The following is a 21,102-nucleotide window of genomic DNA, read 5'->3' on the forward strand; positions in this document are numbered from 1 at the left end:
GGAACGTATTATGCTGAATCTTGGGCTGGAGCAAACAGAAAGGAAAATGGATCCTTTTTGGTGGGTATACATGTTTTTAGCCTATACGTTTGTGCTTTTACTAGGTATCGCCTGCATTATAGGCCCTTTCGTATTATTCTTTATATTTAAAAGTTATTGGTTATTATTATTAATTCCCCTTATACCTCTCGGCTGGTGGATGACAAGAGGAATGATTCGGGTAATAAAAAAATACATTTGGTTAAACCGGCATAACTCCACCTATTCTTTAAAAAATAACGTATTTTCATTTAAAGAGTGGAATAAAACAACAAAAGATGTCATAGAAGGCACTATTTCTATTGATCAAATAGACTATATCGTTGTGGCGAACTATACATTTCAGGATAATCATGCATATGCTCGAGCTGGTGTGACGGAAGAAGTACCAAAAAACACGAGACCACCTATTATCTATGTCGTATTAACAATGAATGATAAAAAACAAGTGCTTTCCATCCCATTTTATGAAAATCATACGGTTGATCCATGGCTGAAAAAGTTTAAAGAAGCGAAAATCGCCTTTTATTATACAGCACATGACATAAGAGGAGTTCATTCTGAAGATAAAGTAGCTTTATTTGAAAATGAAGATCTATTAATCTTTTATGACTATAACGGAGCATGGGAAAATCAAGTGCTGGATCTTTACAATACGTGGATAGAAGAAAAAGTAGTCCCTTATCAATCAGAAGAAGTCGATGGGGAAAATGACCAGACGTCACAAGCAAACAAACATGAAGCTTCACCGGAAAAGCTTCCTTTTTCCAAATGGGCTCGCATTGCGGCAGTTTTATATTTACTGTACGCAGTCGGTTTGTATATAACGGTTATATTGGCTGAAAAGGAATTCGTTAACGCCGAAAGTCCCCTTCCTGGTTTTATCCTTTTATTTATTCTTTCCATTATTTATTTTTGGATGTTCAGAAAGCATTTACGTTGGCATTACATGATCCGGTTTTGCGTGGAGGCTTTTATCGCTACTTTCATTGTATCTGTTATATTTGGGGATAAAGACCCGATTACTAATGAAATGTTTGCAGGTTTAACGGCGAGCACAATCTTTTTTATTTTAATTGTCTGGATACCTTATCTGATCATCCGTTTTGCGAAGAAAAAATTCCATTAGAAACGAACTTAAAACAGCTAAGAGACTAATGCTCTTAGCTGTTTTCATCCAATAACGATTTCCCCATAATCGTTAGACGATTTGTGTTTTTTAATTGTTCCAGCGACTTTGCTCCAATTCCGAACATCGCCATCTTTAATTCGAACTCAATTTGCTCCATTGTTTCCATTACTGATTCCGGTGATTCTGTTGCTGCCTGTAATAACTGACGGGCAAATCCAATCACATTAGCCCCGATTGTTATTGCTTTTGCTGCATCCAATCCTGTTTTCATTCCACCACTTGCAACAACCGGAATGCTAGGCAAGTGATTTCGCACGGAAACAATACAATCTTTCGTCGGTATTCCCCAAGCATTAAAGGCCTCCGCTGCCGCCTCCCGTAAAGGATCCTGCGTGCGCAGTTTTTCGACTTGGCTCCATGACGTGCCTCCTGCACCAGCAACATCAATATACGAAACTCCTGCGGTAAATAGTTTTTCAGCAACAGTTCCATCGATTCCAAATCCGACTTCTTTTGCCCCTACAGGAAAAGTAACAGATTGGCATACCTTTTCTATTTTGAAAAGCAACTGATCGAAATTCAAATCTCCGCCGTCTTGAACGACCTCCTGCAAACTATTTAAATGAAGCACGAGTGAATCAGCCTCTGTTAAATCAACAATCCGCTGACATTCTTCAGCTCCATAACCGTAATTCAATTGTACTGCACCCAAATTCGCAATTAACGGTACGGTAGGAGCATGCTTTCGGATTAAAAAAGAATCTTTATGTGCATCACTTTCCAACAGGGCACGTGTAGATCCTAGTGCAATTGCCCAGCCTTTTTCCTCTGCAGCCTTGGCCAAATTTATATTAATTTCTGTCGCCAATTCTGAACCGCCTGTCATGGAGCTTACTAAAAAAGGCGCTTTTAGCTCTTTATTTAAAAATTCCGTATGTATGTCAATGTCCGCAAAATTTATCTCAGGCAGCGCATTATGAATGAACGCTATCCCTTCCAGACCAGTCGTTTTATTCACACCCTCTACATTCTCCGTTAGACAAAGGCGAATATGTTCCGTTTTTCTTTGATTAATCTCTGTTCCCATACGAGCACATCCTTTTTCTTCTATATTAATTAGTCTAAAGCAAGCTGTTTTTAATTTATGGATCACTTTTCAGACTGGTTTTTCCGCTCAGTTTTCCAGAAAAAGTACTTTATTCACAGTTTACTTGCTTTGTTCGTATATTGAAAGCAAATCGACAAATGCAACAATTAATCGGCTTGTTCCCCTATAATATTTCACCCTAATATGTTTATTATCAAAATAAATTTTATTTTTATCCTTGTAATCATTTTCATCGTCTGCTATACTAGGAATCAATTAAATAAATTCCTATTTCAAATTTTATTTTGAAATTGAGGATAGAGGAGCAAAAACCATCAGTACACAAGTTGAGGACACTGGGATCCGACGATATTTGTGGAAAGGGGAATTTGCCGAAGCGACGAGAATACTCATGTTCTTGAAGCTGGGTCTGCTATTGAACAAATGCAGGACTGTCATATAGGAAACTATATGGAGGGCTACCTTATGCACGGAAACATTAATCATAATTTGTTTCTAAAGCAGCAGTGAAGCCGTTCACTGCTGCTTTTTTGTGCTTACGATTACATCAGCCCAGATCACCTCTAAAAATACTAAAAAAAGGGTGTTATGGAATGAATAATTTTGGTCAAGTAATTACAGCAATGGTTACACCATTCGATCGTGATGGAGATGTTGATTTTAACGCAACAAGAAACTTAGTAAATCATTTGATAGCAAATGGTTCAGATGCAGTCGTTGTGGCAGGTACAACTGGAGAATGTCCGACATTGACACATGAAGAAAAACTGGATTTATTTCGTTTTGTAGTAAAAACGGTAAACGGTCGAATTCCTGTTATTGCAGGTACAGGATCAAATAATACGAGAGCGTCGATTAGCTTAACAAAACAAGCAGAAGATATCGGTGTCGATGGCATTATGCTTGTTACACCTTATTACAACAAGCCTTCTCAAGAGGGTTTATACCAGCATTTCAAAACAATTGCAGAAGCTACTTCCCTTCCGGTCATGTTGTATAATATACCAGGAAGAAGTGCGGTCAACATGAGTGTCGATACAATTGTGCGCTTATCTTCTATTGAAAATATCTTTTCCGTAAAAGAAGCGAGCGGTGACTTGGATGCAATGGCGGAAATTATTAGCCGTACACCAGAGGATTTTCTTCTTTACAGTGGTGATGACGGTTTAACATTACCAGTTCTATCGATTGGCGGGGTTGGTATCGTATCAGTTGCAGCTCATGTTATCGGGAATGAAATGCAAGAAATGACAACAAACTTTAAAAACGGTAATGTGCAACACGCAGCAAAACTTCACCGTGAGTTACTGCCAATAATGAATGCACTCTTTGCGGCACCAAGCCCAACACCAGTGAAAGAAGCTTTAAATATGAACGGAGTCCATGTTGGCAGTGTTCGTCTGCCACTAGTACCGTTGAACCAAGAAGAAAAAGCAGCATTGAAAAGAATTATTCAACCAAACAGAGTTCAGAGAGTCGGGTAAGCCCCGCACTAACTAATTAACATTCTATATTGGATTCTTCATGATGAGTCGGTTGGACAATTAAATATTAAAGTGTTAAATCCTCTTTCAGACAAAACTGAAAGGGGATTTTTGTATTTTAATAGAATGTGGCTCAATTTTAAGCACTCCTTTAAAATTATTTATAGAGGTTATTCAAAAAGTCACCAAATTATTAGCGGCGAATCACTTCGTTGGCTTGTTTCTCCGCTGCTCATGTATCTAAATGCACTTATAATGTATTTCTTGTAAAATTATTCATCATAAAACAAACTATTTTCTAATTTATTACGAATACAAGAATGAATAGATTTATTTAAATGAAGTGGGCGTTGATTGATGCAAAAAGATACCAAGTATATAAAACAAATAATAACACGACAAAGTGAACCAGCTGCGAACAAATTAATTTCTAAGTACTATAAGGAAATTTATGGATATATTTACAAGCAAATGTTAAATAAGGAATTGGCTTTGGATATTACCCAAGAGGTGTTTATAAGTATGCTCCAGTCACTCCATTCATTTGATGAAAAGAAAGCGTCTTTTAGAACTTGGCTTTATAAACTTACAACCAATCGTATCGTGGACTTCTATCGCTCAAAATATTACAAACAAAGTACTTCGATTTATATAGAGGATACAGATGGTATTGTTAGCAAAAAAGACTTTACTGTTTTATTAGAATACAAACAAGATATAGAGGAAATCGTTCATATCGTAAATAGGCTCGATACCGTAACACAGCAAATTTTCAGACTGAAGTTTTTCGGTGAATATACGTTTTTAGAAATCGCCAACTTACTAGAAATCCCACAGTCCACCGTAAAAACAAAGTATTATTCTATGATAAAAAAGATAAAAAAGATAAAAAAGAAACTAAAGGATGAGGAAAATGAAGAAAGATAAGTTTTATATTGACTTTCCCGATGAGCAAACGATTCATGAACAAATAAATTACATTGTTTCTACTGGAATGCCTGTAAAAATATCCTTCTTCTCTTATCTAAAACAAATGTATAAGCAGATAGGACTTAAATTTATTTTTCGAGATGCAATGGAATTGTTCTATATTACCGTGTTACTGGTAGCTGTATTTGTTTATTTTAGTTTTAAGGCGGAATTTTTACATCAACTCGACGGGAAAATTCATGCTTGGATTTTTATCTTCTCGCCTATTATTTATTTAACGCTTTCCGTTCTTTCGCTGTATAAATTAAAACAAAACAATACCTATGAAGTGGAGATGACGTGTAAGTATAATGTATTTCAACTGGCAGCCTTTCGCATGCTTGTCTTTAGTTTAATCTGTCTTGGGATAAATGGAATCATTATTGGGGTTCTTTCTGTCTCTTATCAGAAGATTAATTTTTTACAGGCTTTTAGCCTTTCAACAGTATCACTATTTCTATTTTCTACAGCATTCTTATTTGCTTTAACAAAAATGCAATCCAACTTTACAAAATATAGCTTTATTTTCGGCTGGCTGGCAATTAATTTTTTATTTGTTTTTTATAGTAAGGAAGTTTATAAAACAATTCTTATAAATATACCAATGTACATTTATATCGGTTTTGTTGCTGTATTCGTTTGGCTTTATATCAAAAATCTAAAAAAACTAATTACTTATAGGAATTCGGAAGGGGTTGTTTAACATGTTAACTGTAGCGAATGTAAATAAGAACTTTGGCAAATTTGAAGCTTTAAAGGATATTAATCTGGAATTTACGAATGGTGTTTATGGGCTTCTGGCTCCGAATGGGGCTGGGAAAACTACCTTAATTAAAATGCTGACAACATTAATTTTTCCGAGCAAAGGGGAAATTCTATATAACGGTAGAGAAATTATCAAGCTCGATGAGAGTTACCGTGATATCTTAGGCTATTTGCCACAGGAATTCGGGTATTACAAAAACTCCAGTCCGAAACAATACTTACATTACATGGCTGCACTAAAAGGTTTAGAAAAGTCTACAGTTAAAACGAAAATCAATGACCTATTGAAAATTGTAGCACTGGAAAATGTCGCAAACAAAAAAATGAAGAAATTTTCCGGAGGGATGATTCAACGGGTTGGAATTGCTCAAGCTTTATTGAATGACCCGAAAATACTTATTTTAGATGAACCAACTGCAGGTCTTGATCCGAAAGAAAGAGTGAGATTCCGGAACATCCTAACAGACCTTGCCAGAGATCGGATCGTTATACTATCGACCCATATCGTACCAGACGTTGAATCGATAGCAAATGAGATCATTATGATAAAGGATAAAACAATCCTTTATAAAGACAGTATTACAAATATATGCAATATCCTAAAAGGACTCGTGTACGAAACAGAAATGAACCATGAGGGAGCCATTTCATTCAGAAAAAGATATCTTTCTCTATCGGAAAAACAAGAAGCAGGAAAACTCAAAATCAGATTTATAGCGGATGGGAAGCCGGATCCGCAATGGGAAAAGGTGAATCCTAGCCTTGAAGATGTCTTCCTTTATACCTATCAAGATGAAGTGGCGGAATAAAATATGAAAGAACAAATAAGCATCCGAAATCTTGAACTAAAAAAGGCATTTACTTCACCAGTCGTTTATGCTCTACTTATCTTATTTATCGGATTTAACTTCTTTTATTTATATACTAATAGCTACTTTAAAAGCGAATTAGCCGTTTTGACAGAAACTGTTGATCAATTAGGGTACAAAATACACGGTAATATGATGAGTGATTTCCAAACGTATTATGATTCGCACATCGTAGAAATGAATGAAACGGTTAGTGAAAAAACGTCGAAAACATACGATAGTGCAGCTTCTTTTTTTGAGGACGGTTCTATTAATAGAGAAGAATTATTTACAGAAAAAGAAATGGAATCAATGATCGAGGTATTGGTACTTGAAAACTACTATTCCAATGCACAGGAAATTGATGAATACTATGAAAATATAGACGTCTCTGCTGTTGCAGAGCAGGAAATACAAAAGTATGGAATTACCGGAGAAGCAGCAACTACCGTTAGAAATCAATTTGCTCAACTTGAAGACCGGTTTAATCAATTAATCCTTAATGGGGAACATAAAACTCTTTTTTTCCATGGGAAAGCACATGGAATGCATTCTCTATTATTTAAAAATATATTTCGGTTTATTATTTTTGAAGCCATGATTTTAAGTGTACTTATTACTGGATTTTTAACTGTTTACGAGTTTGAAAACAAAACGCATCTCACTGCTTATTCCGCAAAACGCGGGAGAAAACTTGCGAAAGATAAACTTTGGTCATCTATTACAGCAAGTATGATGATAACGACCATTATATTAGGGCTAACCTTGATTGGATTTTTTGTAACATTTAACTATGCTGGCTTATGGAATGTGCCGATAAGTAGTTATTTCAATATCGAATACGACTTTCCATACATCTCCTGGTGGAAGATGTCGTTTGGTCAATACGTGATCGCTGCAATTGTTTTAGTTTATATTTGTCAGCTAATCTTTACGCTGATCACATTCATTATTTCTGTATGGGTGAAAAATAGTTATGTCGTTTTCTTAGCATTCGGTATTTTACTAGGATTGGGTGTGGTCATACAAGGTTTTGTTCCTACAAATAGCAATCTTTTATTTATTGCAGGAATGACCCCGTTCAACCTTATCCTGAACCCACATCTGTGGTTCATAGGATGGAGTGTCTTTTCTTTTAAATATATGGAATTATATACGGTACTGATTTGGATTGTTCTATCGTTCATTTTATGCCTTGTCAGCTTGAAATACTTCAAAAAATCCACGCTTAGCTAGGAGGGAAAAGTAATGAGATTGATAGGCTATGAACTAAAAAAAATATTCACCTTCAAATTATTAGTTTTGTTAGGGATAGTAGGGTTTATTCTTTACAGTATGTTGTTAGAATTTGAATTTACGCATTTCCCAAACGGTAGACCTGCAACAGATACATATAATATAAGTGTCAAGATGGTTGAACAGTTTGGTGAAGACATGGACAAAAGTGAATATAAATTATTTAAAGAACAGTATGAAGAAGATATCGAGACAGCAACTCAATACCTCAAATCAAAGGATGCATTTGCTGAAGCAGGAATTACCAGTTATGAAGAATTCCAAAACATGGATATGGGTAGTGGAAGTGAGAAATTAGTTAATCTCAACAGTCAAGTGATGTTCAAAGAGGAAGTGGATGTTTTTTGGGAAATACAGGCAAGAGAATGGCTAATGGAAAGGTATGAAAATAGTGGCTATCATAATGATCGTACCTATGGAGGTCCAACAAACGAGAAGCAGAATAGACGACTAAAAGAAGTGTCCGAAAGTGTCAGTCCATTTCCTAGTTTAGTGTTTATGAACTATAATACCTTAATTACAAACGTTACAATTATTATTTTATTAAGCACGATGATTATACTATCTCCATTATATTTGCGAGATCGAAAAAACAATCTCATTTATTTACAATATACGTCAAAAACAGGACGACATGTATTTGTGCGAAAATTGTATGCCGGGCTTATCGCATCTTTTTTTATGATTACTTTCATTTTAACGGCCTTCTTTGTTTTATATTCACAAAACGACGTTGGTATGTTTTTCGGATTAAATATCAATTCGGTATTTCACCCAAGTGTATTTTGGTTTGATTTAACATTTATTCAATACATAATTCTCACTGTATTATTGGTTTATGTATTGGGGATTACCGTAGCCATATTAACGGCTATACTATCACGGATTTCACCGAATTATTTAGCGTTGGCCGGAGTACAAATTCCTGCTGCCATTTTACTATTTTGGTTTTTGCTTCCTTATTTAATTTCTAATGTAACGAATATTAGCCATCCGATTTATTTTGCACCATTGGTTTATGGACTACTTATAGTACTCGTAATAATGATCATTATTTGGAGATGGAAAAGGGAAAAATTAATTGATATCGCACATTAGATCATGAAGCTCCTTAACTTTATTTCATAATACCCCCATATCCAAAACTGACTTCTTTCATATACCGAATCTCTTTCAACACGCGAGATGAAGGTGTATGATAATTCCGTCAAATAAGGTATACTTTAATATAATAGAGCTTGTCAGGATGCCATTACAGAAAAGGCGGGGGAATATGAACAATAAAATACTTGTTGTGGAAGACGATCCGGATATTCGGGATTTCATCAAACTTTACTTGAAAAACGATGGGTATCATATCATTGAGGCCCGATCAGGTACGGAAGGTATTAAGCAATTTCACAAAGAGGCACCCGACCTCGTTCTGCTCGATGTTTTACTACCTGAATTAGATGGTATTGAAGTGTGCAGGGAAATTCGTAAAACGTCAATTACTCCCATTATTTTTATTAGCAACAAAGCGGAAGAGATGGATAAAGTAATTGGCTTGACGATTGGCGCTGATGACTATGTGACAAAACCGTTCAGCCCAAGAGAGTTAGTTGCACGTGTTCGATCCCATTTACGGAGAAAACGTTACTATACTGAGGTAGAACAAGCCCCGGAAGAAGCCATGCACTTTAATAACCTGGAAATTGACTTTTACCGACATAAAGTTCTAATCGATCAAAACGAAGTAAAGCTCTCATCCAAAGAGTTTCGTTTATTAGCTTATATGGCCAAACATCCAGGGCGTGTATTCACGGTAGAAGAACTGTATGAAAGGGTTTGGGAGGAATCCAGCTTAGGCGATACACGGACTGTTATGGTTCATATTAGCAGCTTAAGGAAAAAAATTGAAGAAGATCTAACAAACCCGCAATACATTTTAACCGTCCGCGGTACAGGGTATCGTTTTGCTGAGAAGGAATAATGTGAGGGAACTGTCAAAAGATCTTCTCCTTCATGCCTCGTAGACAGGAAGTGATAGTTGGAAGACACTCCCCATTTCCCGGTCGCTTTCTGCCCAAACCTTCTCCTCCACACAGATCTACAACTCCGTCAAACTCCAGACCCAATCCCCTTCTATAGATTGTTATCTGTAATAGCAACACATCATTAATAAGACTTTTAAACCTGAATTGGTTATGTTAAACAGTATGTTAAAATTCCATTAAATTAATTTAGATATAATCTAAGTAAACGACTATAGATTTTATAAATCTTTTAACAAGTGAAGATGATTATTTTGCAAATCACCAAAAAGAACGATGCTGTAAAAATCAGAGTAATCCGATATTTACATTCCAATGCTTTTCATCCATTTATGTTTATGTAATCCCAAAGACTTTTCATTAAGTCGTGGAAGCAGCATTATTAACTACTTTTTTCAAAATCTGACTGTTCGTTACGCAGAAAGTCTTTCACCTCCTCTATGCTGATTCCTTCTAGCTTTGCTTGTAATAGAAGTGCAACCCATTCCTGATCAAGCATTGTTTGCGTTTTATTTGCCACGCTACCACACCTCTTTCATTCCTTAAAACGATACTTTGTTTACAACAATACACACTATAAAGGCTAGTAATAGCTTACGTTCTTTATCGTTACAGGATCATTACACAAAGTAAAAAATAGTTAAAATATTCATTAAGCAAATCTGCTGTTTAAAAACGTGACTCACCAAAAGGTATAACAAAAAATAAAAAGCCACCGGATGGCAGCTTATTCTTCACTAAATATGACTGTGCTTACATACTTTTCATACCTTTTTGTTAATACAGGATCATCCATATAATGATTTAAGGCCAGTCGCAAGTAATGAAGCATTTTTTTATACTCTTTCTTTTCTTCAAAAAAATCTGCGAGAAACAAAGCCATATCTGCCCACTCTTTTTCAACGCGATGGCGTAAGTCAAGAAACCATTCTTCAAATAATCCAGGCAACGGATTTCTCACCATTTCTTTCAATAAATTGATGTATAATTCAGCTTTTATCGTCGAGTTTTCGACATTCTGAGCTTCTATTATTTTATGCCTATGTTCAACAAAATCACATTGCACGTTTGTTCGTAAACTAACATGCTCTCGATCTGCAAAAATAATGTCTGTCTCATGACTTGGTTGCAGTAAAGTCCTTAAATAATGTAATGAAACCCGGAGTCTGTTTTTTGCACTTTCAAGATGTGTATCTGGCCAGAAGATATCACAAATTTCCTCTCGAGTAGTCGTTTTTGCTATCACAAGGTAAACAAGCAATTGCTTTGCTTTTCTTTTCCCCCAGCCTTGAATAATCTTTTCATTATTTATTTCAACGTGGAATCCATTCATAATATTTACAGTAATTAGATCCGACTGTTCATTTTCTGTCTTTTCTTGGAAAAAGTATTCCTTATACATTTGTGTTGTCAGTTGATTTTTGTATTGTGTTGTTGATTGAGCAGAAAAAGCATCTTCCTTACTATTTGTAATGAACTGTGTAATTAAGTCTGTCATCATTTTCGGTTGATCAAATTGAATGAGAAAGGAAGCACGCGGTACCGTATAATGCCTGCCATTTGGTATGAAATTTAAACTCATATTGGATAATTCTGACGGATAAACATTATCTTCTGCTCCGGATAACAGCAAAAAAGGGACGCTTACTTCTCTTAGTAATGGAATGGTATCTTTTCCAAACTGTGGGTGAAATAGTTGAAAATATACATTAGGTGAAACTTGATGATAGGCATTGTACAGTGTATTTAGCTTCTTTGTAGAAGGTATAAAGCAAGCACTTTTTTCTACTTCACTTGCTAGCTTGATCATCGTATCGTCATTAGAAACGAGTGATTTCCGCTGATTAACGATCTGCTCTCCAAGGTCATTCGGATAGTATAAGGGCACTGTCATTAACGTAACTGTTTTCAAGGCGTTCACCTTCTTGCCGGCAAGCTGGACAGCGATAAATCCCCCAAACCCTTGTGCAACAATATGAAAAGAATCAATTTCCAATTCAGAAAGTAAAAAGTGCAAGTCATCACTTAATAATTCAACCGTTAAATTTTCTTGTCCCGAATCACTCTTTCCGTGTCCTCTTAAGTCATAACGGATGATATCGTATTTTTCCCGGAAATAGGGGAGTACAAATTCCCAGGAATGCATATCCAATCCCAATCCGTGTACAAAAACAATAGTATCTGCTGCATAACCTGAATCTGTTTCCATCCATTCGTAATGAATTGAAGCAGATCCTCGTTCCATGTACTGCATCTTCTTCCCCCTGTCAGCGTAATGCTTATTCGTAACAATTATTTAATTCTATGTAAATGAATTTATATAAGAAGTATAGGCAACATGTACCTCACATAACCTTTTAACAATAATAAGACATGTAAAAAAATCAATTGATAAAGTGTTTAATTATTCTGACATAGTATATCTATATTTCAATCTATCACAGTAATAGAAAGCACACAAACCATTAAAAAGGAAAAAAGAACCACTATATATAACATTATTCATTCGCTATAATTGTTTATTTTCCTTCTATTAGTTAAATTTCCCTTCTTTAATAAGTTGAATTTTCATTAACTTTCATTTTAATAGTTCTTTTGTAACGGTATATAAGTTTGATAAGATTGAATTTACATAATATTCATGCGATAATAATTTAAATATAGATATAATGATTCAGTTTATTAAAGGGGGCTATTCATTGGGAAAGTTCATGGGAAAGTTATCATGGAATAACATAAAGATATCCCGTAAATATTTAACTGTATTTATCCTTGCTGCGATGCTATTTTTTACAGCAGGGGTGATTGTATTTTTTCAATTAAGTGTAGCTGAACGAGATTTGAAAACTATTGAATCAGAAAGTTTGCGGTCGGAGGAAATTACAAATCTAGCGAAGATCGTACAATCAAAAGACATGCAAGTTGCCGATTTTATCATTACTGGAGAGCGGAAATATATTACAGCATATGATGAACTCAGTGAAACATTTTCCGAATTGGAAAGTAACGTTGACAGCTATATGCGTACGACTAAACAGAAAGAAATATTTAAGGAAATTAAAGAAAATAATAAAAGAATTGATACAATGTTCCACGATGAAATTATCGATGCTATTTTTACCAATCGAGCATATAAAGCCAATGCGATCCGGAATGTATCCAGTTCATTACGAGAATCAACAGTACAATTGACAGACAAGTTAATTAGCATTGTTGAAAAGGAACAAGAAAATGCTGTCACAAGTGCTAAAAGCAGCCTATACAACAGTATAGTAATATTAATTATTGCTAATCTTGTCGCAATCGGTCTTGGCGTACTATTAATGGTCCTTGTAAGCCGCAGTATCGCAGCTAATTTAAAGAAAGTTGTATCGATCACAAGTGAAGTCGCAAACGGAAACGTCGCTGTCGAACCAATGGATTATTCTGGCCAAGACGAAATAGGCCAACTGGCAGAAGCAGTCAATACAATGAAAGCAAACATACGAGGTATTTTACTTAAAGTGAAAGCCGCTTCCCAAACGGTTTCCGACCGCAGTGAAGATTTAACGCAATCTGCTCATGAAGTAAACCAAGGCGGCATTCAAATTTCCACAACTATGGAAGAACTATCGACCGGTGCAGAAACCCAGGCAAACCGGGCAACCGAACTTTCAGAAAACATGAGTGCCTTTGCCGCAAAAGTAAATGATTCGGAAAGAAGTGGCCAAAAGATTGTAGCATCTTCCGATAATGTGCTTAAACTCACGTCAGAGGGAAGTACATTAATGACACAGTCTGTCAATCAAATGAATTACATTGACCAGATTGTTGCCGAATCGGTTGAAAAAGTGCAAGGTCTTGACCGGCAGTCTGATGAAATTTCCAAACTTGTTCTCGTTATTAAAGATATAGCTGATCAAACTAACTTACTTTCCCTAAACGCAGCAATCGAAGCCGCTAGAGCTGGTGAGCATGGGAAAGGTTTCGCAGTTGTAGCCAATGAAGTGAAAAAGTTGGCTGAGCAAGTGACTGATTCTGTATCAGAAATTACAAGGATTGTCACAAATATTCAAACAGAAACAGATGATGTCGTTGAGTCACTGAACACTGGTTATAAGGCAGTACGAACTGGAACAAACCAAATCGAAGCAACTGGGAAAACCTTTCAGATGGTGAATAACTCCGTTTCAGACATGGTGACGAAAATTGTTGCTATCTCGAAAAACCTTAAGGAAATTGCTGATAATAGTAATGGCATGAATAACTTAATCGAGGACGTGGCCTCTGTTTCCGAAGAAGCAGCAGCTGGCGTCGAGGAAGCAGCAGCTTCGATTCAACAGACATCTAGTTCAATGGATGAAGTATCTAATGGTGCTAATGAGCTTTCAAAATTGGCAGAACAACTAAATATGGAAATTACAGTATTCAAACTATGAAAAGCGTATAACATATCACTTCTTATTTATTACTTTTTATTATTTTCGGAACTACCCCTACTGAAAAAACAGCTATTTATACCAAACGTAAATAGCTTTTTTTGTGCATTCAAACATTCGCATCATTTGTTGCTTTCCGCAAAATATTCATCCAAAAGACTTAATACTTTTATCATATGGCCGATATAGTAAAAGAGTAGAGTATAATTTCAGCATATAAAAATCGTTTAAAAAGCCCGATAAAAATTACGTTGATCTGGCGTGCTTATATCCTTCTTATTAGAACAAGCACTATAATTAAAAGTCTTCGTCTGTCTGTCTGCTGCTAGCAGCCAGTATATCCAGACGGCTATTTCATCTGTTCTTTTCAGCAAAGTTTCAGCAGTTTCATAACGACTGCGCTACAAAATAGTAAGGTGGGGAATACATATGAAGAAAAAGAAAAAAAAGTTCAATTCTAAAAACTACAAACAGAATACCGGAAAAGCAGGAAATCGTAAGTCAAAATTCCGATTGTTTAATTGGAAAAACATTACGATTGGCCGGAAATACTTACTATCCTTTCTTATCACAGCCTTTTTGTTCTTAGCAGCCGGAGTTGTAGTATTTTTTCAATTGTCTGTGGCTGAAGAGGATATTGCTTTTATCGACGAAAAAAGCACACAAACAATTGATATGGCACAAGTAGCGCTTCTTATTCAAACAAAAGATGCAGAGGTTGCCAACTTTTTACTTACAGAAGATAAGCAGCATATCGAACGTTTTAAAGGAAGCAGCGCCGAACTTAGTGATTTACTAATCAAGCTTAAACCTATTTTTACTGACAGCAGAAATAAAACACTTTTCTCACGAATCACAGATAACAATGAAGAAATAAACAATATCTTTTTAAATAAAATTGTGCACTCGATTAACGAAGAAGACAATTCAGAGCTTCTGCTTAGCCAAATAAAAATTAGCGCATTGAAAACAACGAGTGTATCAGTAGTAAATGAATTAATTGATGTGGTAAATCAAGAGCAAGGCACATCCGTCGAAAGTGCAAATTCAAGCATTGACAATAGTGTTATTGTTTTAGTAATTGCTAATGCGAGTGCCATTATTTTAGGAATTATCGTGATGCTGCTTATTAGTAGAGGCGTATCCTCCAATTTAAAAAAAGTCGTTCACGTAACTACGGAAGTAGCAGATGGAAATTTATCGGTCCCATCCATGAACTACGAAGGGAAAGACGAAATCGGACAACTTGCCCAAGCCGTAAACCATATGAAAAACAATATCCGCAACATTTTGCTGAAAGTAACAGACGCTTCGGAATCTGTTTCGTCAAGAAGTGAAGGATTAAATCAATCAGCAAACGAGGTTAAGGAAGGCAGTGAACAAATTGCGACAACAATGGAAGAACTGTCTTCAGGCTCGGAAACACAGGCGAACAGTGCGTCTGAACTGTCGGAAAAAATGAGTGACTTTGTACAAAGTGTTATTGCTTCTGAAAAAAATGGACAAGAAGTCGCCATGACATCAGATAATGTTCTGCAATTAACAACAGAAGGAACGGATTTAATGAAAGAATCGGTGAATCAAATGAATCGTATTGATTCGATTGTTTCAGATGCAGTAAACAAAGTTCAAGGACTTGATAAACAATCAGCTGAGATTTCCAATCTCGTCTCTGTTATTAAAGATATTGCCGACCAGACAAACTTGCTATCGTTAAACGCGGCCATTGAGGCAGCTAGAGCTGGTGAACATGGTCAAGGGTTCGCTGTTGTAGCGCATGAAGTAAAAAAGCTTGCAGAACAAGTCGCTTCCTCCGTTTCTGAAATTACTGGAATCGTCACCAATATTCAGACGGAAACGAACCATGTTGTTGATTCTTTGAGTAAAGGATATAAAGAAGTAAAAGAAGGGACAAACCAAATTGAAAAAACCGGACATAGCTTCGAAACAATTAATAACTCCATCTCAGAAATGGCAACTAAAATTGGAATCATTTCAACTAATTTAAAGGATATTTCCGAAAATAGTAATGAAATGAATGGGCTTATTGAAGAGATTGCTTCTGTTTCCGAAGAAGCTGCTGCCGGAGTGGAACAATCTGCTGCTTCGTCTCAGCAAACATCCAGTTCTATGGATGAAGTATCAAATAGCGCAAATGAATTGGCAAAACTAGCAGAACAATTAAATCAAGAAATTCGCGTATTTCGATTATAAAGTTGTTAGCACGGAAGCAAGCTGGGACAAGTACATTATATTAAAAGAGAAATCCGAACGATGATTCAAAATTCTTCAATAAGAAGAATTTATATCAGTTCGGATTTTTCCTTTTGGTAGATTTTCTAAACTGCTTTCACAAATTTTATATCTAATTGTCCATAAACTGCGACGTAATTTCAGTTGATTTCCACTTCAGGCGGAAAGCGAAATATATTTTCGGAGCGGTAGGAAATCACTATTCAAATTTACGTCACAGTTTACATCATTTACGTATAGAGATCCAACCTTTGGTAAAGTAACTTTTATTATTTACTTTTCTATAATCGTTCGTCTTTAGCGTGGAACGATTTAGGTTTGTCCCAGCTTTTTCTCCTGTTAATCTTTATCCTTTTCCTGATAGAGGAAGCAGTCCTTCGTATGATCATTTACCATACCAATTGCTTGCATAAAAGAATAGCAAATAATGGGCCCAACAAATTTAAATCCTTTCTTTTTAAGGTCTTTACTTATTTGTTCCGATAGTTTTGTGGAAGCAGGCACTTGACTGAAAGTTTCCCAATGATTAATGATCGGTTCTCCATCAACAAATGCCCAAATGTATTCTGAAAAGCTACCATACTCTTGTTGAATGCCCAAAAATGCTTTTGCATTCGTAATAACGGACAAAATTTTTTGCTTATTCCGGATAATTTCTTCGTTTTCCAATAGTTGCTCCACTTTTTCCGCTGGGTAATTACTGACTACTTCTGGATCAAATTGATCGAATGCATTACGGTATGCTTCCCTGCGCTTTAATATCGTAATCCAACTCAAACCAGCTTGAGCACCTTCCAAGGAAAGCATTTCAAACAAATAACAATCGTTAAAAGATAATGAAGACACGATTCCCCATTCCTCATCATGATATTGTATATAAATGGTATCATCGGTTACCCATGCACATCTGTTTTTTAAAGCCATCTTCTATTCTTCTTTCGTTTCTAAATCGTTTTCATCATAGGATATCCAATCACTGAAACTTCCCGGATATAATTTTACATTGGTATACCCGGCCATTTTCAAACCAAGAATATTCGGACACGCGGAAATGCCGGAGCCGCACGAGACAATGATTTCTTCGTCTTTTGGCAAGTCGGAGAAGTAGTCCTCCAGCTGCTCTTTACTTTTCCAATTTCCCTCGGAATGTAAAACATTCTTCCAAAAGTAATTTTTTGCACCGGGAATGTGGCCAGCTTTTGTGTACAACGGTTCTGTTCTTCCTGCATATCGATCTGCGGAGCGGGAATCAAGTAAAATAGCACTTTTTTCTCTCATTTTCTCGCGCACATCTTCCATATGAACAGCGGACTCTTTACGGACGTTTGGGTGAAAAACTTTTTGGGTACGTTCTGGAAGAACATCGGTCACTTCATTTCCTGCTGCAAGCCAACTTTTCCATCCGCCTTCCAAAACATAAACATCTTCATGTCCCATATAATGGAGGATCCACCAAGCACGAGCAGCAAACATATCACTACCGCCATCATAAATAACAATTGTAGTATTTTTATCTATGCCGATCGAACCTAACTTTTCAGCCAAGGTATCCATATTCGGCAACGGATGATTTCCACCATGCTTTTCAACTTTTCCGGATAAATCGGTATCGATATCAAGGAAAAAAGCTTCTGGAATATGGCTTTTTAAATACGCTTGTCTTCCTGCCTCAGGATCGCCCATATTAAAGCGAACATCAAGTACAGCGATGTCTGCTTTTTCTTCGTTCAATTTATCTTTCAGCCAGCTTTCCGTCACGATATAACTCATTTTTTTCCCTCCTAATAATTACAACACTACGTTTATTTTAACTGAAACCTTTATGGAATAACAAATTTCCTTATACGAGAAAGATACGGGTAATTTTTCATGTTGCTTTTCATCCACTGGTTTGAGAAAATTATTTATGGCCCACTGGCAAACACAATGGAGGAACTATTAAAATGATTAAAAAAATAACAGCCTGGATGCTGCTGATCTTTCTCTTTTTTATTATTACAGCATGCAGTTGGAATGAGAATAACAACCTATCACCGGTAAATGAAAACGATTCTAACGAAACAAACAATGCCAATTCTGAACCCGTTTCCAAGCCATCTGAAGATATTTCTTACAAATTTCCCGGAGTTTTCTTGCAAAAAGGAGATGAAGGTGAGGATGTTAAGCAATTACAAAAAGGGCTTAATGCTATCGGTTATTCAATAAATAAAACAGCTATTTTTGACAAAATGACAATATGGGCATTGACCGATTTTCAATGGCAACGGAAAGGGCTTAACGTAACAGGCATCTATGATGAAACAACAAAAAACAACCTGGATGCATTTTTTCAAAGTGACAAGTCCATTGAACCCGGTTTCAAACTTCCACCACCGAAACACCCCGAGAAATGGATGCCAGTCATTGAAAACCCGTATGAAGTATTGGCTTTGATTAATAAAACGCACGCACTGCCAAGCGACTATCTCCCACACGATTTGGTTATTCCTAATGTGCGTTTTCCTTTTACGGAAGATTTACCGAAAAAACAGATGCGTAAAGTAGCGGCTGAAGCTTTGGAAGACATGTTTAATGCAGCCGACGAAGCTGGGCTCGATTTATTCGCCCAATCTGGTTATCGTTCGTATCAAAGGCAGGATGCAATATTTGCTTCCAATGTAAAACAACACGGCGAGGAAGCGGCCAATAATTTTAGTGCAAGGCCTGGCGAGAGCGAACATCAAAGTGGTCTAACAATGGATGTCACGTCCCCAGATGTCGATTTTAAGCTTGTGATTGAATTTGGAAATACAAAAGAAGGAGAATGGATTAAGCAACACGCTCATGAATTTGGGTTCATTATCCGTTATCCAGAAGGAAAAGAAGAAATTACTCAATACCAATATGAGCCGTGGCATTTACGATTTGTCGGAAAAAAGGCAGCTAAAGAAATTATGGAGAAGCAAGTAACATTGGAAGAATATTTAGATGTGGTGAATTAGCTTGTATGGAATAAACTTTGGTATTAAGAACTGCAAAGCCTGAAAGATAAGTATCAACTAAAAAATATGGGGGTGAAGTCCCAACCCCCTATCTTGAGTTCATTATATAACAATTGAATAATACTCAGTTAAATGCGTCAAAACTAAAAATAGGTGAAAATAAACTAAAAAGGTTTTAAAACCATTAATACAATAACGATAAACAAAAGAATATTCGTCAATCGTTCATAAAAAAATAAGCCTTTCGATAGTTCATCATATTCGGGAGGAATTTCCTCTGTATTGGCTTCAGCCAGTAACTTTTTAATCGGTTTCGAACGCGGCGCTAATAATACTGGCCCCGCACCCAATACGATTAAAAATAAAAAAATACTTACAATATACCAACCTTTTTCAAAAAGATACGGATGCAGGAACCCCATCCATAAACCGGTTACGAGCAACAAAATCCCACCGATCATTACAAATCGATGAAGACGGTGGCGAATATAGTAGGCATGCCTCAATTCCGTCATTGTGTTTGCCTTTTTGACCACAAATGTCAAAATAAAACCGGGTCCTACGCCTATAATGGCTGATATAACATGAACTAGCACGAGAAAATAGTAAAAAGACATTCGCCTTCCTCCAAGCCGCACGACATATACCACAAATGAGAAACGATGCACTATACATATAGCGTACCATAAGATGCACACCTGTAATCATCATTAATTTACAATATAATGACAATGATCACGCTAAAATCAGTCCCCTACATAATATTCAAGTATGCGATCCACCTGCTGTCCATATACTTCTCCAAAAAGATTTAGATGCACGAGCAAGTAAAACAATTGATATAAAGGTTTTAATTCAGCATAGTTGTTATGTAATGGAAAAGCAGCATTGTACGAATCGTAAAACCGTTGAGAGAACCCGCCAAATAGTTCTGTGAAAGCAATCTCAAAATGTCGATCACCATAAAGTATAGACGGATCAATCAAGTATGGTATTCCACCTGCACCTATCATCCAATTACCACCCCACAAATCCCCATGTAGCATTGACGCCGGGACATTAGAAGGGATCCACTTGTCCAAGTGATTTAGCAGTTTCTCTAGTTGACGTCGGCGATTCCCTTGTATTTTATTTTTACTAACGCCAAGTACCATTTGCTTAAATAAACGTTGATCCCTATAATAAGATAGCCAATTCGAAAATTCGCCATTCGGTTGATGCAACAGCCCAATATACGTATCCTCTGGAAACCCGTGGTATGTACTTTGCACTTGGTGCATTGCGGCCAATTTCTCACCAAGGATTACTTCCGTATTTTTCGACTTGCTCCCTTCCGCCCATTCCATCAAAAGGTAGGATTCAGCCTTTCTATCTGAATAAGCATACACATCTGGAACACATATGCTGTCTGTTTTGCGGATCAATTCCAATCCATTTGCTTCCTGTTTGAAAAAGTTATTTGGAGGAAACGGATGATGCTTTAAAAAATAGTTAGATTTTGCAGTCTCAATGTAATAGCTATTATTAATTGAGCCTCCTGAAACTTGTTTGATTTCTCGAAGTTCCGTATGGTCATTTATCGTGTGCAGTGCGGAAAATATAACCCTTTTCATTTAAACCACCCTTTTATAAGCGTTTTACCTATCGTCCGGTTAAATTGCCCTCGTTTATTTATCTTCATATAATTGAGTCTAAAATTTAAAAGAAGGTTCAGAGGGAACTCTCGTCTCCCCTGAACCTGTCAATAATAGAAAAGAAGGAACCCTCACCTAGCAT

The 21,102-nt window shown here is 36.3% G+C and carries 18 protein-coding genes and 1 riboswitch; of the genes, 11 read left to right on the forward strand and 7 right to left on the reverse strand.

Going from position 1 to position 21,102, the window contains the following annotated elements; genetic code table 11:
- Nucleotides 1-10: 10 nt before the first annotated feature.
- Nucleotides 11-1,168, forward strand: coding sequence for a hypothetical protein (locus ACLIBG_RS08055; protein ID WP_439312249.1), 1,158 nt, complete (start codon nt 11-13; stop codon nt 1,166-1,168).
- 34 nt (nt 1,169-1,202) lie between these two features.
- Here the strand turns inward: ACLIBG_RS08055 and fni are convergent, their stop codons facing one another.
- The gene (fni, locus tag ACLIBG_RS08060; protein ID WP_439312250.1) at nt 1,203-2,258 is read right to left on the reverse strand and encodes a type 2 isopentenyl-diphosphate Delta-isomerase; all 1,056 of its coding nucleotides are present in this window, start codon (nt 2,256-2,258) and stop codon (nt 1,203-1,205) included.
- Nucleotides 2,259-2,568: 310 nt separating this feature from the next.
- Nucleotides 2,569-2,748, forward strand: a riboswitch (Lysine riboswitch).
- Between the two features lie 124 nt (nt 2,749-2,872).
- On the opposite strand from fni, the gene dapA reads away from it, so the two are divergent.
- The 7 genes from dapA (at nt 2,873) to ACLIBG_RS08095 (ending at nt 9,613) form a co-directional block, all read left to right on the forward strand.
- Nucleotides 2,873-3,763 (forward strand): 4-hydroxy-tetrahydrodipicolinate synthase, encoded by an 891-nt coding sequence (dapA, locus tag ACLIBG_RS08065; protein ID WP_439312251.1) that lies wholly within the window; start codon nt 2,873-2,875, stop codon nt 3,761-3,763.
- A gap of 357 nt (nt 3,764-4,120) precedes the next feature.
- Nucleotides 4,121-4,690, forward strand: a complete 570-nt coding sequence (locus ACLIBG_RS08070; protein WP_439312282.1) for an RNA polymerase sigma factor — start codon at nt 4,121-4,123, stop codon at nt 4,688-4,690.
- Nucleotides 4,677-5,435 carry a hypothetical protein gene (locus tag ACLIBG_RS08075; protein WP_439312252.1) on the forward strand — a complete coding sequence of 253 codons (759 nt, stop codon included), beginning with the start codon at nt 4,677-4,679 and terminating at the stop codon, nt 5,433-5,435. Before ACLIBG_RS08070 ends, ACLIBG_RS08075 begins: the two co-directional genes overlap by 14 nt.
- Nucleotide 5,436: 1 nt before the next feature.
- Nucleotides 5,437-6,306, forward strand: coding sequence for an ABC transporter ATP-binding protein (locus tag ACLIBG_RS08080; RefSeq protein ID WP_439312253.1), 870 nt, complete (start codon nt 5,437-5,439; stop codon nt 6,304-6,306).
- A 3-nt stretch (nt 6,307-6,309) separates the two neighbouring features.
- Nucleotides 6,310-7,581, forward strand: coding sequence for a hypothetical protein (locus ACLIBG_RS08085; RefSeq protein WP_439312254.1), 1,272 nt, complete (start codon nt 6,310-6,312; stop codon nt 7,579-7,581).
- Between the two features lie 12 nt (nt 7,582-7,593).
- On the forward strand, nt 7,594-8,739 hold the full coding sequence (locus ACLIBG_RS08090; protein ID WP_439312255.1) for a hypothetical protein: 1,146 nt from the start codon (nt 7,594-7,596) through the stop codon (nt 8,737-8,739).
- A 175-nt stretch (nt 8,740-8,914) separates the two neighbouring features.
- Nucleotides 8,915-9,613 (forward strand): response regulator, encoded by a 699-nt coding sequence (locus ACLIBG_RS08095; protein WP_439312256.1) that lies wholly within the window; start codon nt 8,915-8,917, stop codon nt 9,611-9,613.
- Nucleotides 9,614-10,056: 443 nt separating this feature from the next.
- On the opposite strand, the gene ACLIBG_RS08100 is transcribed toward ACLIBG_RS08095, so the two are convergent.
- Complete coding sequence (locus ACLIBG_RS08100; protein ID WP_439312257.1) at nt 10,057-10,194, reverse strand: anti-repressor SinI family protein; 138 nt, start codon at nt 10,192-10,194, stop codon at nt 10,057-10,059.
- A gap of 207 nt (nt 10,195-10,401) precedes the next feature.
- Nucleotides 10,402-11,928 (reverse strand): alpha/beta fold hydrolase, encoded by a 1,527-nt coding sequence (locus ACLIBG_RS08105; protein WP_439312258.1) that lies wholly within the window; start codon nt 11,926-11,928, stop codon nt 10,402-10,404.
- A 445-nt stretch (nt 11,929-12,373) separates the two neighbouring features.
- Between ACLIBG_RS08105 and ACLIBG_RS08110 the strand changes: the two genes are divergently transcribed.
- Nucleotides 12,374-14,092, forward strand: coding sequence for a methyl-accepting chemotaxis protein (locus ACLIBG_RS08110; RefSeq protein WP_439312259.1), 1,719 nt, complete (start codon nt 12,374-12,376; stop codon nt 14,090-14,092).
- A 429-nt stretch (nt 14,093-14,521) separates the two neighbouring features.
- The gene (locus tag ACLIBG_RS08115; RefSeq protein WP_439312260.1) at nt 14,522-16,306 is read left to right on the forward strand and encodes a methyl-accepting chemotaxis protein; all 1,785 of its coding nucleotides are present in this window, start codon (nt 14,522-14,524) and stop codon (nt 16,304-16,306) included.
- A gap of 378 nt (nt 16,307-16,684) precedes the next feature.
- Here the strand turns inward: ACLIBG_RS08115 and ACLIBG_RS08120 are convergent, their stop codons facing one another.
- Together ACLIBG_RS08120 and ACLIBG_RS08125 are read right to left on the reverse strand one after the other, a co-directional pair.
- Nucleotides 16,685-17,269: a DNA-3-methyladenine glycosylase I gene (locus tag ACLIBG_RS08120; protein WP_439312261.1), complete on the reverse strand. Its 585-nt coding sequence runs from the start codon at nt 17,267-17,269 to the stop codon at nt 16,685-16,687.
- Nucleotides 17,270-17,272: 3 nt separating this feature from the next.
- On the reverse strand, nt 17,273-18,115 hold the full coding sequence (locus tag ACLIBG_RS08125) for a sulfurtransferase (RefSeq protein WP_439312262.1): 843 nt from the start codon (nt 18,113-18,115) through the stop codon (nt 17,273-17,275).
- Between the two features lie 173 nt (nt 18,116-18,288).
- Between ACLIBG_RS08125 and ACLIBG_RS08130 the strand changes: the two genes are divergently transcribed.
- The gene (locus tag ACLIBG_RS08130; RefSeq protein ID WP_439312263.1) at nt 18,289-19,326 is read left to right on the forward strand and encodes a D-alanyl-D-alanine carboxypeptidase family protein; all 1,038 of its coding nucleotides are present in this window, start codon (nt 18,289-18,291) and stop codon (nt 19,324-19,326) included.
- 164 nt (nt 19,327-19,490) lie between these two features.
- Here ACLIBG_RS08130 and ACLIBG_RS08135 read toward each other — a convergent pair whose 3' ends face one another.
- Entirely contained in the window at nt 19,491-19,943 is a 453-nt protein-coding gene (locus tag ACLIBG_RS08135) for a DUF2269 family protein (RefSeq protein WP_439312264.1), read from the reverse strand.
- Between the two features lie 129 nt (nt 19,944-20,072).
- Nucleotides 20,073-20,939, reverse strand: coding sequence for a fructosamine kinase family protein (locus tag ACLIBG_RS08140; RefSeq protein WP_439312265.1), 867 nt, complete (start codon nt 20,937-20,939; stop codon nt 20,073-20,075).
- Nucleotides 20,940-21,102: the final 163 nt, after the last annotated feature.

Source organism: Virgibacillus sp. W0181, assembly GCF_051846915.1.
GTDB lineage: Bacteria > Bacillota > Bacilli > Bacillales > Amphibacillaceae > JBPYCR01.

What these genes read in the sequence shown, in the direction of transcription:
- ACLIBG_RS08055 (WP_439312249.1), top strand. Translation starts at nt 11, where the DNA reads ATGCTGAATCTTGGGCTGGAGCAAACAGAAAGGAAAATGGATCCTTTT.
- fni (WP_439312250.1), bottom strand. Translation starts at nt 2,258, where the DNA reads ATGGGAACAGAGATTAATCAAAGAAAAACGGAACATATTCGCCTTTGT.
- dapA (WP_439312251.1), top strand. Translation starts at nt 2,873, where the DNA reads ATGAATAATTTTGGTCAAGTAATTACAGCAATGGTTACACCATTCGAT.
- ACLIBG_RS08070 (WP_439312282.1), top strand. Translation starts at nt 4,121, where the DNA reads ATGCAAAAAGATACCAAGTATATAAAACAAATAATAACACGACAAAGT.
- ACLIBG_RS08075 (WP_439312252.1), top strand. Translation starts at nt 4,677, where the DNA reads ATGAAGAAAGATAAGTTTTATATTGACTTTCCCGATGAGCAAACGATT.
- ACLIBG_RS08080 (WP_439312253.1), top strand. Translation starts at nt 5,437, where the DNA reads ATGTTAACTGTAGCGAATGTAAATAAGAACTTTGGCAAATTTGAAGCT.
- ACLIBG_RS08085 (WP_439312254.1), top strand. Translation starts at nt 6,310, where the DNA reads ATGAAAGAACAAATAAGCATCCGAAATCTTGAACTAAAAAAGGCATTT.
- ACLIBG_RS08090 (WP_439312255.1), top strand. Translation starts at nt 7,594, where the DNA reads ATGAGATTGATAGGCTATGAACTAAAAAAAATATTCACCTTCAAATTA.
- ACLIBG_RS08095 (WP_439312256.1), top strand. Translation starts at nt 8,915, where the DNA reads ATGAACAATAAAATACTTGTTGTGGAAGACGATCCGGATATTCGGGAT.
- ACLIBG_RS08105 (WP_439312258.1), bottom strand. Translation starts at nt 11,928, where the DNA reads ATGCAGTACATGGAACGAGGATCTGCTTCAATTCATTACGAATGGATG.
- ACLIBG_RS08115 (WP_439312260.1), top strand. Translation starts at nt 14,522, where the DNA reads ATGAAGAAAAAGAAAAAAAAGTTCAATTCTAAAAACTACAAACAGAAT.
- ACLIBG_RS08120 (WP_439312261.1), bottom strand. Translation starts at nt 17,269, where the DNA reads ATGGCTTTAAAAAACAGATGTGCATGGGTAACCGATGATACCATTTAT.
- ACLIBG_RS08125 (WP_439312262.1), bottom strand. Translation starts at nt 18,115, where the DNA reads ATGAGTTATATCGTGACGGAAAGCTGGCTGAAAGATAAATTGAACGAA.
- ACLIBG_RS08130 (WP_439312263.1), top strand. Translation starts at nt 18,289, where the DNA reads ATGATTAAAAAAATAACAGCCTGGATGCTGCTGATCTTTCTCTTTTTT.
- ACLIBG_RS08135 (WP_439312264.1), bottom strand. Translation starts at nt 19,943, where the DNA reads ATGTCTTTTTACTATTTTCTCGTGCTAGTTCATGTTATATCAGCCATT.
- ACLIBG_RS08140 (WP_439312265.1), bottom strand. Translation starts at nt 20,939, where the DNA reads ATGAAAAGGGTTATATTTTCCGCACTGCACACGATAAATGACCATACG.